Below are 13846 nucleotides of genomic sequence, written 5' to 3'. Positions count from 1 at the left end.
AGTCATGACTAAGGAGTGGTTATGCAGCATTTGATTTTTGTCTACGGCACGTTACGCAAGGGAGAGTACAACCATCAGTATTTGCGCTCGGCGCAGTTTCTTGGTTTACATGAAACGGATGCTCAATTTGCAATGTATGACTTAGGCCCTTATCCAGCGTTGTCTGATGGGCAACGCTCGATTCAAGGTGAAGTGTATCTGATTGATGATGAAACCTTATCCGAGCTAGATAGGTTAGAAGATGTGCCAGTGGAATATCGCCGAGAGAGCATCGTTACGCCGTTTGGCCAAGCTTGGATCTACTTATATCAAGATACTGAGCAATTAACCGAAGAAATCGCTTCCGGAGATTGGTGTCAAAAGGTGTGAGCTATACTGACATTATCAATAGCAACGAGCTAAACACTAAGGAGTCACGATGAAAACATTCGTAATTGGATCAATGGCGTTGCTTCTTGCTGCATGCGCACAAACAACACTACCGACTTCGAATAATGTGACCGATTGGCAAGTGTTTGGTAAGCAGTCAGCTTTAGATGGATTACGGGAGTTATCTGAGGAGCGAATTGCGAAGCTGGATGATGTTAACCATGCGACGGCAGAACTGATAATGGCTTATCAAGCGGGTTACCAGCAAGGCAAGCAAGAGTATTGCGAGCAAAGTGCTTATATGCTCGGTGTTATCGGGCGGCCGTATTTTGGCATTTGTGATGATGTTGACCCCTTCTTTCAACATGACTACGACGCTGGACGAATGTCTTCAGCAGGCGCACCTATCTAGTTGACACAGGTAAGATGAAAGCAAAAGAGCTGCCCTAGAGCAGCTCTTTTTAGTTTTGTATCAGCAGTGATGCTTATTTTTTCTGAGCGCGCTCGTAAGATTCTAGGATCTCAGCTTTGGCGGCAGCAACATCTGCCCAACCATCCACTTTCACCCATTTGCCTGCTTCAAGCTCTTTGTAACGCTCAAAGAATTGCGTGATCTGCGCTTTCAGTAGTTCTGGGATATCGTCCACATCTTGGATGTGCTCGTACTCTTTCGAGATTTTTGAGTGGGGAACCGCAAACACTTTTGCATCTTCACCCGATTCATCTGTCATCTTCAAAACGCCAACAGGACGGCAGCGAATGACTGAACCTGGCATGAGTGGGTATGGTGTTGGTACCAATACGTCGACTGGGTCGCCATCAAGAGACAGGGTATTGTTCACGTAGCCATAGTTGCATGGGTAGAACATTGGTGCAGACATGAAACGGTCGACAAATACAGCACCAGAGTCTTTATCTACTTCGTACTTGATTGGATCTGCATTTGCAGGAATTTCGATAACGACATAGATATCTTCAGGCAGCGACTTGCCTGCTGGTACATGGTTTAAGCTCATTAGAATATTCCTTTTCATTAACGATGAGTCACACAAAAGCGGCTTCATCTGATGATAAATTCGCGTTTCACTTTAGCGACAAAAACGCGGCAGGTAAACACCTGCAGCGTTGGACAAAGGTCTGAAATTATTCTTCGTCGCGGTGCAGTTCAAGGAACTCTTCAACTTTGCGAACCATGTTCTTCGAACCCACAAAGAAAGGTACACGCTGGTGCAACTCAGTAGGCTTGATGTCCATAATGCGATTCACGCCGTCCGATGCAATGCCGCCAGCTTGCTCAATGAGGAATGCCATAGGGTTACATTCGTAAAGCAGGCGTAGCTTGCCTTGTGGGTGGCTTTGTGTGCTTGGGTAAAGGTAGATACCGCCTTTCAGTAGGTTGCGGTGGAAATCAGCAACCAGCGAGCCAATGTAGCGAGAAGTGTATGGGCGACCGTCTTCTGGCACGTTTTCTTGGCAGTACTTGATGTACTTCTTCACCCCTTGAGGGAAACGAATGTAATTACCTTCGTTGATGGAGTAGATCTTACCATCATCAGGAATCATCATGTTTTCATGAGAAAGACAGAAGCTGCCGATAGATGGGTCGTAAGTAAAGCCGTTTACGCCGTTACCTGTTGTGTATACCAACATGGTGGAGGAGCCGTAAATTACGTAGCCCGCAGCCACTTGTTTGTGACCAGGTTGTAGGAAGTCTTCTTCAGTTGGTGGAGTACCGATTGGAGAAACACGACGGTAAATCGAGAAGATAGTACCAACAGAGACGTTCACATCGATGTTAGAAGAACCATCAAGTGGGTCCATCAGTACTACATATTTGGCGTTTTGGTTGAGTTCTTTATTGAACGCAACTGCTTCGTCTTCTTCTTCACTGGCAACGCCACACACTTGATCACGAGCTTCAAGCGCGGCTTTGAACTTATCGTTCGCGTAAACATCGAGCTTTTGCTGATCTTCACCTTGGACATTTTCCGTACCTACAGCACCAGTGATATCACCGAGACCCGCTGCGTTGATTTCGCGGTTAACGATTTTTGCAGCTAAACGAATGGAGGCTAAAAGGGATGATAGATCACCGCTAGCGTGGGGGAAATCCGCTTGTTTTTCGACAATGAACTCGCCTAGGGTGCGCAGTCCTGACATGGTTAATCCTTACATTTTCATTTCATTGGGGGTAGTGCGCAAGTGAGCATCTCTTTATGGATGTTAAACGATTGCGCTGGATGTAAGTTTAAGTCGCAGATCTTTTTAATGGTAATGAAGTAACTGTTTGAGATCTCAATTTATTTGTAGACTTGTTTGAGGGATTCATCAGTAAGCAAGAGGTTGTACAGTCTGTGTTCAACCTTGTCATATTTGTGAAAGGGACTGCAAGAAGAAGGCTAAAGTCACTCGCTTTTCAGGCGGTAATCGCGATAATGAAAGCATTAAAAAACGCATTACAAGGTTTAGTTTATGCACATTCATATCTTGGGTATCTGTGGCACATTTATGGGCGGCGCAGCGATTCTAGCGCGCCAATTAGGACATAAAGTCACTGGTTCTGATGCCAACGTTTATCCGCCAATGAGCACACTGCTTGAGTCTCAAGGTATTGAAATTATTGAAGGCTTTGACCCGTCTCAACTCGACCCTCAACCAGATCTTGTGGTGATTGGTAATGCGATGAGCCGTGGCAACCCTTGTGTCGAGCATGTGCTCAACACTAACATGCGCTACACCTCTGGTCCGCAGTGGCTCAACGAGTTTTTGCTGCATGATCGGTGGGTATTGGCGGTATCGGGTACACATGGGAAAACGACCACGTCGAGCATGCTTGCCTGGATACTTGAAGATTGTGGTTATCAACCGGGTTTCTTAGTCGGTGGGGTACTCGGTAACTTCGGAGTGTCTGCTCGTTTGGGTGAAAGCATGTTTTTTGTCGTTGAAGCGGACGAATATGACAGTGCTTTTTTCGATAAGCGTTCTAAGTTTGTGCATTACCATCCTCGCACTTTAATCATGAATAACCTTGAGTTCGATCATGCTGATATCTTCGATGATCTAGAGGCGATCAAACGCCAATTCCATCATTTAGTGCGAACTGTACCGGGCAATGGATTGATCTTAGCGCCGAGGCAGGATCAAGCGTTAGCGGATGTATTAGAGCGTGGTTGCTGGACAGAAAAGCAGTTTTCAGGTGTTGATGGCGACTGGCAAGCGCACAAATTAGTGCTTGATGGCTCAAAGTTTGACGTTGCGTTGCAAGGTGAGAAGGTTGGTACCGTCGAATGGAATTTGGTGGGTGACCACAATGTGGATAATGCGCTGATGGCAATCGCTGCTGCACGACATGTTGGAGTCACTCCGGATCTTGCTTGCCAGGCATTAGGGCGTTTCATCAATACCAAGCGCCGTTTAGAGCTGAAAGGTGAAGAACAAGGTGTGACGGTTTACGATGATTTTGCGCATCACCCAACGGCAATTGAACTTACTGTCGGTGGTTTGCGTAACAAGGTAGGTGAAAAACGCATCCTTGCTGTGTTAGAGCCGCGGTCTGCCACCATGAAGCGTGGTGTACACAAAAACACACTTGCAGAGTCACTACACAGTGCAGATGAAGTCTTCTTGTTCCAGCCAGATAATATCGAGTGGTCTGTGCAAGACATTGCCGACCAATGCAAACAGCCAGCGTTTGTCGATGCGGATATAGATAACTTTGTAGCCAAGATCGTCGAACGTGCGCGACCAGGTGACCAAATTCTAGTCATGAGCAACGGTGGCTTTGGTGGTATTCACGGAAAACTTCTTGAGCAGTTAAAACAAAAAGCCTGATTTATATGCAAAACAAAACACAACCCTCTCATAAAAAAGCCATCACGTTGGCATTAACGGGGGCTTCTGGTGCTCCCTACGGCCTTCGTCTTTTAGAATGCTTGGTTGCGGCGGATTATCATGTCTACGTTCTGATTTCTTCGGCAGCTCGTGTTGTGATGGCAACCGAGCATAATCTTAAGCTACCAAGTGGCCCAGAAGCGGCGCAGCAAGCATTGGTAGAGCACCTGAACTGCAATCCCGATAACATCACCGTTTGCGGTAAAGATGACTGGTTCTCACCGGTTGCGTCTGGTTCTGCTGCACCAAAGCAAATGGTGGTTTGCCCATGTTCTGCGGGAAGCGTTGCAGCGATTGCGCATGGTATGTCAGATAACTTGATCGAGCGGGCCGCTGATGTGGTAATGAAAGAGCGCGGGCAGCTGTTGCTCGTGGTTCGCGAAACACCATTTTCAACGCTACATCTGGAGAACATGCACAAACTGTCGCAAATGGGCGTCACCATCATGCCAGCGGCTCCGGGCTTCTATCATCAGCCAAAGAGCATTGAAGACTTAGTGGATTTTATGGTGGCGAGAATTCTCGACCACTTAGGTATTGAGCAAGGTTTGGTGCCTCGTTGGGGTTATGACCAGCGCTCGTGAGCTGATTGTGTAACCACTCAAATACCTTTACAATCCATCCAACTCATCGGGGAGCAAACCCATTTAGCATTGAGTCAATCAATGCATTGGGGCGCTGAGACCTAAGTGTTTAACTAGGGACCCGTATTACCTGAACCAGATAATGCTGGCGTAGGAATTGAGTCTGGATATTGGAAGTCCTTAATAGCCGCCTCAAACCCTGTGCCGCTCAACTTATTTCTCTGAAATAATCATGGAGAGCGAGCTGTGAAACCCACTCTAAATCTGATTGCCCTAGCTGCAATCACCTCTACTTCAGCGTTTGCCGCTGAAAACACATTAACCATCTATACCTACGACTCTTTTGCCGCAGATTGGGGGCCGGGTCCTAAAATCGAGCAAGCTTTTGAAGCAAAATGTGGCTGTGACGTTAACTTCGTAGCGTTGGACGATGGTGTGTCGATTCTGAATCGTCTTCGTCTTGAAGGCGGTAATAGCAAAGCGGACATCGTATTAGGTTTGGATAACAATCTGATGGCAGAAGCGAAGAAAACCGATCTGCTTGCCGAGCACAATGTGGATACGGCTAACACAGTGTTACCAAACGGTTGGAGTGACACGACGTTTGTACCGTACGATTACGGCTACTTCGCGTTTGTGTACAACAAAGAGAAACTGGCTAATCCGCCGAAAAGCATGAAAGAGCTGGTGGAAACGCGCAACGATCTGAAAGTGATTTACCAAGATCCGCGGACTTCAACGCCGGGCCAAGGCTTAATGCTATGGATGAAATCTATTTATGGCGACGATGTGACGCAAGCGTGGCAGAAGCTAGCGAGCAAAACCGTAACGGTCACGAAAGGTTGGTCTGAGGCGTATTCTATGTTCCTCAATGGTGAGTCCGATTTAGTGCTTTCTTACACCACTTCACCTGCGTACCACTTAATTGCGGAAAACGATTCGAAGTTTGCTACGGCGAATTTTGCTGAAGGCCACTACATGCAAGTTGAAGTAGCCGCCAAAGTGAAAGGGGCAAAAAATTCAGAACTTGCTGATCAATTTATGAGTTTCATTTTAAGTGATGAGTTCCAATCGGCGATGCCAACGGGTAACTGGATGTACCCAGTCACTGACGTTGAGTTACCTAAAGGTTTTGAAACTTTGAGTGTTCCAAGCAAGTCGTTGAGCTTTAGTGCTGATGAAGTGGCAAAAATGCGTAAGTCTTGGATTCGCGAATGGCAAAGCGCATTGACGTTTTAGCTGACGTTTCCATCCTCATCTGAATGAGATAGGTTTTACCTTTGAATTCTGTTCCAAAAATAGGTTTAGGGGTCGCGATGATCATCGCGACCTTTGTTATTTCTGCCCTAGGTGCTTTGATTGTTCAAGCCCCTTCACTTGATGTGTCTGTGGTATGGGGCGACCCGTACTATCAACATGTCACCAAGTTCAGTTTCTACCAAGCGTTTCTTTCCACATTGCTCAGTGTTGGCTTTGCCATTCCAGTAGCGCACGCACTTTCGCGTCGCCAATTTATTGGTAAATCATTACTGCTTAAGCTGTTTGCATCGACACTGGTTTTGCCGGTTTTGGTTGGTGTTTTTGGGCTGTTAGCGATTTATGGCAACAGTGGTTTGTTGGCGCAGTGGTTGCAAAGTTTCGACACTAAACTGCCATTCTCTATTTACGGTTTGAACGGCATTTTACTCGCCCATGTGTTCTTTAATTTACCTTACGCGGCACGATTGCTTCTGCAAGCCTTGGAGTCTATTCCTGCCGAGCAGCATAAGCTTTGCGCGCATCTTGGGATGAGCCATTGGGATAAGTTTCGCTGGGTAGAATGGCCGCGTTTAAGGCAGCAGCTTCCCCACGTTTGTGGGTTGGTGTTTATGTTGTGCTTTACCAGTTTTGCCACTGTAATGGCGTTGGGGGGCGGGCCAAAATCCACCACCATTGAATTGGCCATTTACCAAGCGATTAAGTTTGATTTTGATTTACAAGCTGGGGCGTTATTGGCGCTGTGGCAGATGCTGTTATGTGGACTGCTTGCTATTGGAGTGCAGAAGTTAACAAGGCCTGTTTCTATCAGTGCTGGAAGCACATCGGTACAGCAATATTTAACGAAGGCTCATGGGTGGTCAAAAGCTTGGGATAGCTTTTGGATCATAGGTGCCTTTTTACTGGTAATACCGCCGTTATTGATGGTGTTACTGAGTGGCATCAACCAACAAGTTTGGACAGTATTAACCGATGAGCGTTTTTGGTCTGCGCTATTGAACTCCCTCAAAGTCGCCTGTGTCGCTAGCGCGCTTGCGGTCGCTGCAGGGGTGTCCATACTATTGACCAGTCGCCGTTGGCGGTTGCAGTACAAAAACACGCGAGCCGATCAGATTGAGTTAATCGGCACCGTTATTTTGGTGACTCCAGGTCTGGTGATTAGCACCGGTTTATTCTTACTACTGCGCGCATTTACCGATGTTTTTAGCTTGGCATTTTTTGTCGTGATTTTGGTGAACGGTTTGATGGCTTTGCCTTACGTGATCAAAACGCTAGCGCAGCCAATGCTGCACATTGAACAACAGTATCAGTATGTATGTGCCAGCTTAGGCATGCGTGGCTGGCAACGGTTTAAAGTGGTGGAGTGGCAGGCGCTACGCAAGCCGTTTGCACATGCGTTTGCGATCAGCTTTATGTTTGCGATTGGCGATTTAAGTGCTATTGCGTTGTTTGGCGGACAAGAGTTCCGCACTTTACCTCTGTATTTATTCCAGCTGCTTGGCAGCTATCAGATGGACGCGGCTGCGGTGGTATCGGTGACCTTATTGTTGTTGAGTGTGGGCTGTTTTGCCTTGATTGAGAAAGTATTGAAAACGAAGGAGAGAGCGTAATGTTAGTGTTGGATGATGTGCAGTACACCTACCAACGTGAACTGTTTCTTTTTGACTTAACGATTGAGCAAGGACAGATTGTGTCGCTGATGGGACCAAGTGGGGCAGGGAAGTCAACCTTGCTGGCGTTGGTGGCAGGATTCATCCATCCTGACCGTGGTGATATTTGTGTTGATGGTGAGTCCATTGTGCGTAAAGAGCCTTATCTGCGTCCGTTCTCTATGTTGTTCCAAGAGCACAATTTGTTTGCTCACTTATCGGTGCGTGACAACATCGGTTTGGGCTTACACCCAGGGCTAAAGCTTACGGTGGACCAAAATCGTCAGATTGAACAAGCCGCGCAGCAAGTTGGTGTTGCAGAGTACCTCGACCGTTTGCCAGAGCATCTTTCTGGTGGCCAGCGTCAACGTGTTGCCTTAGCGCGTTGTTTTGTTCAGCCTCATCCCATGTGGCTATTGGATGAGCCGTTCTCGGCGCTTGATCCGGTGTTGCGTGAAGAGATGCTGAGCTTGGTAAAAAAACTCGCAGCAGAGCGGGGAATAACCGTATTGATGGTCACGCACCATTTAAGCGATGCCAAAGCGATTGCCAGCCACTTTGTGTTTGTGGCAGATGGTAAAGTGGAAGCCGCGGGTGATATGTCTGCATTGAGTGAACAGCATGCTAGTGAGAAGCTTGCGGCATTTATCCGAGCAGCATGCTAGTGCCTGATAGTTGCTAGGTTATGCTTCTCCGCAACACAAACCATGCCGAGGGCCAAATTCAAATTGAGATCTTAAGCTCGTGATATGGTCAATCATTGCTTGTACACGCCGTGGGCGGTTTGCTCCAGGACGATAGACTAAATAAATAGGCATTGGTACCGTGTGCCATTGCGGTAACACTCTGACTAAGGTGCCACTTTCTAGCTCTTGCGTCATGTTCTGCACAGGTAAGTTAGCGATGCCTAGTCCTTTAAGTGCGCCTTTCAATATTGCTTCTACAGTTGTACTTGAGAAGTTACTGGTTATTGAAACATTGACGGTATTATCGTGTGAGATCAGCGTCCAAGGCCCTATTTCTGAAACATATTGATACCTCAAACAGTTGTGTTTTGTCAGATCTTCTGGCGTTTCAGGTACGCCGAACTCAGCTAAATACTCAGGGCTAGCAGCCAGGACTCGAGTGGTATAGCCTAATTTTTTTGCGATCAATCGATCATCAACTATCTGACCGACTCGAATTGCCATATCAAAGCCGTGTGAAAACAGATCAACAAAATCGTTCGATGCTTCTAACGCAATTTGTACTTTTGGCCATTGTTTTAAAAATGGCAAAAAGATGTGTTCCGCCATATACGTATCCAACGCTGGTGGCGCGGAAATACGCAGCCGGCCTTGGATCTGTTGTTCCATCTCCTGTACGTCATGGCCAATTGAGTGGAATTCCTCAACTAAGCTTGCAGCACGCTCTAAAACCATTTGGCCAGCTTCGGTGATCACTAACTTTCGGGTTGTGCGCTCTAGCAGTTTGGCTTCAAAGTGTTGTTCGAGTTTGGTTATGGCTTTACTAACAGTAGATTTTGGTAGGTTTAACTCCAGCGCGCACTTGGTTAAGCTCAGTAGTCGACAGCTTGTGACAAAGATAGAAAGCGTTCTAAAGTCAATTGTTTCTAAATTGCGAACAATCACTTTCAATTATCCATATTGTTTCAATATTAATCTGATTATAGTCTGGCACCTCATCCTTAGCCATCAAGTTATTGTCATTTGAGGTAAACACCATGTCCAACTCTGTAGACTTATTTTCTCCTATCGAACTCGGTCAATTAGCATTAGATAACCGTGCCATTATGGCGCCTTTAACGCGAGCTCGTGCTGGTGCGGACCATATTCCTAATGACCTTATGGTTGAATACTACGCTCAACGTGCGAGTGCCGGACTTATCATTGCTGAATGCACCATGGTGATGGAAGGTACGTCTGCTTTCATGGCAGAGCCGGGCATTTACAACGAAGAGCAAATCGCAGCTTGGAAAAAGGTAACGGATGCGGTTCATGAGAGAGGCGGTAAGATTGTACTGCAAATTTGGCATGCGGGACGAGCTTGTCATCCTGATCTGAATGAAGGAAAAACACCTGTAGCGGCGAGCGCATTGGCTATTCGTGATGAATTAGTCCATACCCCTTCGGGTAAGCAAGCATATACGGTACCACGAGCACTCGAAGTGGATGAGATAGCTTCCATTATTGCGGCGTTTAAACAAGGTGCAGAAAACGCCAAGAAAGCCGGCTTTGATGGGGTCGAGATACATGGCGCCAATGGTTATCTTATTGATAACTTCCTTCGTGACGGCTCAAATTTACGTACCGATGAATACGGTGGCTCGGTTGAAAATCGTGCTCGATTTTTACTTGAGATAGTGAAAGAAGTCGTTGAGGTATGGGGACCTGGAAGAGTCGGTCTGCGTACATCTCCGCTAAATGGATTTAATGACATGAAAGACAGTGATCCGGTTGGTTTGGTGCGTTACTTAGCAGAGCAACTTAATTCTTTCGATCTTGCTTATTGGCACGTGATGCGTGCGGATCTGAAAGGCGTACAAAAAGCAGATGTTCTCAAGCCAGCACGCGAAAACTATCAAGGTCACTTAATGGCGAACGTGGGCTACAGTGCACAAGAAGCGGCAGCAGCAATTGCAGAAAACAAAGTTGATGTGGTCGCATTTGGCGTTCCCTTTATCGCAAACCCAGATTTAGTTGAGCGATTTAAGAAAAATGCACCTCTTAATGAGGCGAAACCAGAACACTTTTATTTGGGTGGAGCAGAAGGTTATACCGATTACCCAGTGATGGCATAACCCTTACTTGTTTCATATAAAAAGGACGCTAATGTTAGCGTCCTTTTTCGTTTCTGTATTTACTTAGCCTTGCGGTTTTACGACCATCACATTGATTGGAGAATATTCCACAACCTTACTCGCGACGGAGCCAAGCATTACTTTATTGATTTTAGAGCGCTTGTGACTTGGCATAATGATGAGATCAGCGCCTAAACGTTCTGCATAATCAAGAATGGTCGCGTAGGCCTTGCCTTCAGCAACATGCACTTGGTAAACCACATCTTCAGCAATATGCTCATTAGCGAAAGTTTTTAGTTGCTGCTTCACGTCTTGCTTCATTTTGGCTGCAGCATCTTTCGGAAAGTATGTGGCAACCATCGACATGTGAATACCAGGTAGTACCGTCAGAAGATGGATTTGAGCATTTGCTTGCTTTGCCTGCCAAACCGCTAGTTCAACTGCTCGGTCTGAAAAGCCTTGGTCATTTAGATCAACCGGAACAAGAATTTGTTTGTACATTCAATGTCTCTCATTAAGGCCCCTTTATCCTCGGGGCCAAATCGGTTATGCGCTCAATTGTTCCTTACGAGCACGACGTTTTTGGTTCATGGCAAGCACCAGCAAAATCATTAAGCATGGTACAAACACCCACTCTTTCATCGGACGGTCTGCATCCTGGATAACCCACTTGATTTCCCAATCAAAGTCGATACCTGCAGATTCTGCTGGACTACCAAATTCAACCATATCGACAATCATTTTGTTGTCACTTTCGGTCAGCATCAGACCCATAGATGAAATACGTGCGTCTGCTGTTGTCGCACTGTCTTCGAATGGAAGACGAACCGTTTTCTCAATGTAGTCGCCCTCAAGGTTTTCACCGGCAACACGTAACTCCAATGATTCTCCTACATTTAGTGTTTCCGTGATTTGAGCTACCTCAACGCCAGGAGAAAGAACTTTCGCTGGGTACAGCATGTCCCACCAAAAACCTGGACGGAAAAACGAAAATGTCAGTACTAATAATAGGACTGTTTCCCACCACTTGTTACGCGTGAACCACCATCCTTGAGTTGCCGCAGAGAATATCAGCATTGCAATGATCGATGAGATGACCGTGAGTGCCAAATGCCACCAAGAGTCGATCCCCATTAACAATAGCTGGGTATTGAACACAAACATGAACGGCAAAATAGCGGTTCGAATATCGTAAGTAAAGCCTTGGATACCGGTACGAATTGGATCTGATTTCGCAATTGCGGCTGCTGCAAAAGCTGCAAGACCTACAGGTGGGGTATCGTCGGCCAAAATACCAAAGTAGAAAACGAACAAGTGCACCGCTATCAACGGAATAATCAAGCCATGCGCTGCGCCGAGCGTAACAATAACCGGCGCCATTAGCGTAGAGACCACGATGTAGTTCGCCGTTGTTGGCAGACCCATCCCCAGAACCAAGCTAATGATGGCGGTAAACAGCAGCATAAGAATGATACTGCCACCAGAGATAAACTCGACGAAGTCGGTCATCACTAGGCCGATACCCGTTAGTGTAACAACACCAACAACGGTGCCCGCTGCCGCGGTTGCAACGCCGATACCAATCATATTACGCGCACCAGAAACTAAGCTCTCGGCAAGATCGACAAAGCCATCTTTGGTTTGCTGAAGCATGTCACCTTGCTTTGACAGCAGTGCAATCAACGGACGTTGAGTAAGCAAAATGAAAATCATGAACACCGTTGCCCAGAATGCCGAAAGGCCAGGTGAGAAACGTTCGACAGTCAAACACCAAACCAATACGACGATAGGGAGTAGGTAGTGCAAGCCTGACTTAACGGTTGGGCCAGGATCAGGTACTTCTGTTAATTCTGCATCAATCTCAATTGCGCCATCTTGCACGTGATTTGCTGAGACTTTCACCAACCCAACGTACGCGATTAATAGTGCGACGGTAACAATTGGTGTCGCGGCATCACCAAAGACGTCCTTTGTCCAGCCCACTCCGTAGTAAACCAATGCGCTGATCACACACAATCCTAAGATTGTGCCAGTAAAGGACAGCAGACTTTGTACTAGTGTTGGGTTGTGGCGACGAGGAAGCCCTGTCATGCCTGCTTTACACGCTTCAAGGTGAACAATGTAAATTAAAGCAATATAAGAGATTAGCGCTGGAAGTAGGGCGGCTTTAATCACCTCAACGTAGGAGATACCGACGTATTCCACCATCAAAAATGCTGCTGCACCCATGATTGGCGGTGTTAACTGACCATTGGTTGAAGCCGCTACCTCTACCGCACCCGCTTTTGTGCCGGGAAAGCCAACACGCTTCATCAGTGGAATCGTAAAGGTGCCAGTTGTTACTACGTTTGCGATTGAAGAACCAGAAACCAGACCAGATAAACCTGATGCAACAACGGCCGCTTTAGCTGGACCACCTTTCATATGGCCAAGTAACGAGAAGGCAACTTTAATGAAGTAAGCACCAGCACCAGCGCGTTCCAGCATTGCTCCAAACAATACAAACAAGAAGACAAAAGAGGTAGAAACACCTAGCGCAACCCCAAATACGCCTTCTGTTGTTAGCCACAAGTGAGACATGGCCTTGTTCAAGCTTGCCCCTTTGTGCGCGATAACGTCAGGCATGTAAGGGCCTGCAAAGGTGTAAGTAAGGAAAACAGCAGCCACGACCATTAATGGTGGACCAAGAGCTCGGCGTGTTGCTTCTAAAAGGAGGATCATACCGATAACAGCAACAACGATATCAACCGTTGTCGGTGCGCCTGAGCGTCCTGCTAGCTCGGTATAAAAAAGGTATATATAGGCTGCTGAAAAGCTGCCAGCCAACGCGAGTATCCAATCAACAAGAGGGATATGATCGCGAGGAGAATTCTTCATCGCTGGATAAGCAGTGAAAGCCAAAAAGATCGCGAAAGTAAGGTGGATAGATCGCGCTTCCGTGTCGTTCAGTACGCCAAAATTGAAAATAAATGGTAACGGGGATGCGTACCATAATTGAAATAGTGACCAACACAGAGGAACAAACCAAAGGATTCGTCCTTGCATTCCCGAAGGGCTACGTGCACCTGTGTCTGCCTGAGCCACCATTTCTTGCACATCTTGTGACGGAGCTTGATTCGTCGCCATGTACTTTTTCCTTATTATTGATGGTCCTGTCTGATTTTTATCGAGAACCGCACTTCGCCTCTATCAGTGTAGTGAATGGAGCGAAGTTTGCTTTCGAGTATTTTGCTGCCTGAACTCAAAGTGTTGATTGTTGGATACTCTGTTAGGCGGCGTTTAAGTTTTCTTGGGTA

Annotated in this window: 13 protein-coding genes and 1 riboswitch; of the genes, 8 read left to right on the top strand and 5 right to left on the bottom strand. The window is 46.7% G+C overall.

Features of this window, described 5'->3' with window-relative positions; translation table 11 throughout:
* Positions 1 to 21: 21 nt before the first annotated feature.
* Together R7Q39_RS06610 and R7Q39_RS06605 are read left to right on the top strand one after the other, a co-directional pair.
* Positions 22 to 369 (top strand): gamma-glutamylcyclotransferase, encoded by a 348-nt coding sequence (locus R7Q39_RS06610; protein ID WP_033906019.1) that lies wholly within the window; start codon positions 22 to 24, stop codon positions 367 to 369.
* A 49-nt stretch (positions 370 to 418) separates the two neighbouring features.
* Positions 419 to 781: a DUF2799 domain-containing protein gene (locus R7Q39_RS06605; RefSeq protein WP_005379633.1), complete on the top strand. Its 363-nt coding sequence runs from the start codon at positions 419 to 421 to the stop codon at positions 779 to 781.
* Between the two features lie 73 nt (positions 782 to 854).
* On the opposite strand, the gene ppa is transcribed toward R7Q39_RS06605, so the two are convergent.
* Positions 855 to 1385, bottom strand: a complete 531-nt coding sequence (ppa, locus tag R7Q39_RS06600; RefSeq protein ID WP_005379635.1) for an inorganic diphosphatase — start codon at positions 1383 to 1385, stop codon at positions 855 to 857.
* Positions 1386 to 1512: 127 nt separating this feature from the next.
* Entirely contained in the window at positions 1513 to 2529 is a 1017-nt protein-coding gene (gene fbp / locus R7Q39_RS06595; RefSeq protein WP_005383114.1) for a class 1 fructose-bisphosphatase, read from the bottom strand.
* A 312-nt stretch (positions 2530 to 2841) separates the two neighbouring features.
* Here fbp and mpl point away from each other — a divergent pair, with 312 nt between their 5' ends.
* The 5 genes from mpl (at position 2842) to thiQ (ending at position 8415) form a co-directional block, all read left to right on the top strand.
* Positions 2842 to 4200, top strand: coding sequence for a UDP-N-acetylmuramate:L-alanyl-gamma-D-glutamyl-meso-diaminopimelate ligase (mpl, locus tag R7Q39_RS06590; RefSeq protein ID WP_171345712.1), 1359 nt, complete (start codon positions 2842 to 2844; stop codon positions 4198 to 4200).
* Between the two features lie 5 nt (positions 4201 to 4205).
* Positions 4206 to 4844, top strand: a complete 639-nt coding sequence (locus R7Q39_RS06585; RefSeq protein ID WP_033906022.1) for a flavin prenyltransferase UbiX — start codon at positions 4206 to 4208, stop codon at positions 4842 to 4844.
* Between the two features lie 37 nt (positions 4845 to 4881).
* Positions 4882 to 5018: riboswitch (TPP riboswitch) on the top strand.
* Between the two features lie 72 nt (positions 5019 to 5090).
* Positions 5091 to 6083, top strand: a complete 993-nt coding sequence (gene thiB / locus R7Q39_RS06580; protein ID WP_047101920.1) for a thiamine ABC transporter substrate binding subunit — start codon at positions 5091 to 5093, stop codon at positions 6081 to 6083.
* A 41-nt stretch (positions 6084 to 6124) separates the two neighbouring features.
* Positions 6125 to 7711, top strand: coding sequence for a thiamine/thiamine pyrophosphate ABC transporter permease ThiP (thiP, locus tag R7Q39_RS06575; protein WP_318075939.1), 1587 nt, complete (start codon positions 6125 to 6127; stop codon positions 7709 to 7711).
* On the top strand, positions 7711 to 8415 hold the full coding sequence (gene thiQ / locus R7Q39_RS06570; RefSeq protein WP_053306850.1) for a thiamine ABC transporter ATP-binding protein: 705 nt from the start codon (positions 7711 to 7713) through the stop codon (positions 8413 to 8415). The genes thiP and thiQ overlap by 1 nt, the downstream gene beginning before the upstream one ends.
* A gap of 18 nt (positions 8416 to 8433) precedes the next feature.
* Here thiQ and R7Q39_RS06565 read toward each other — a convergent pair whose 3' ends face one another.
* Entirely contained in the window at positions 8434 to 9381 is a 948-nt protein-coding gene (locus tag R7Q39_RS06565; protein ID WP_318075938.1) for a LysR family transcriptional regulator, read from the bottom strand.
* A 92-nt stretch (positions 9382 to 9473) separates the two neighbouring features.
* Here R7Q39_RS06565 and R7Q39_RS06560 point away from each other — a divergent pair, with 92 nt between their 5' ends.
* A complete protein-coding gene (locus R7Q39_RS06560; protein ID WP_054576642.1) occupies positions 9474 to 10550 on the top strand; it encodes an alkene reductase in 1077 nt (358 codons plus the stop codon).
* Between the two features lie 63 nt (positions 10551 to 10613).
* Here R7Q39_RS06560 and R7Q39_RS06555 read toward each other — a convergent pair whose 3' ends face one another.
* Positions 10614 to 11051, bottom strand: coding sequence for a universal stress protein (locus tag R7Q39_RS06555; RefSeq protein WP_005379654.1), 438 nt, complete (start codon positions 11049 to 11051; stop codon positions 10614 to 10616).
* A 45-nt stretch (positions 11052 to 11096) separates the two neighbouring features.
* Positions 11097 to 13676: a TRAP transporter permease gene (locus tag R7Q39_RS06550; RefSeq protein ID WP_005383099.1), complete on the bottom strand. Its 2580-nt coding sequence runs from the start codon at positions 13674 to 13676 to the stop codon at positions 11097 to 11099.
* Positions 13677 to 13846: the final 170 nt, after the last annotated feature.

The organism is Vibrio sp. 947 (genome assembly GCF_033339115.1).
Classification (GTDB): Bacteria; Pseudomonadota; Gammaproteobacteria; order Enterobacterales; family Vibrionaceae; genus Vibrio; species Vibrio alginolyticus.
The sequence above is the reverse complement of the archived record's forward strand: the minus strand, read 5'-3'. Positions and strand labels throughout refer to the sequence as shown.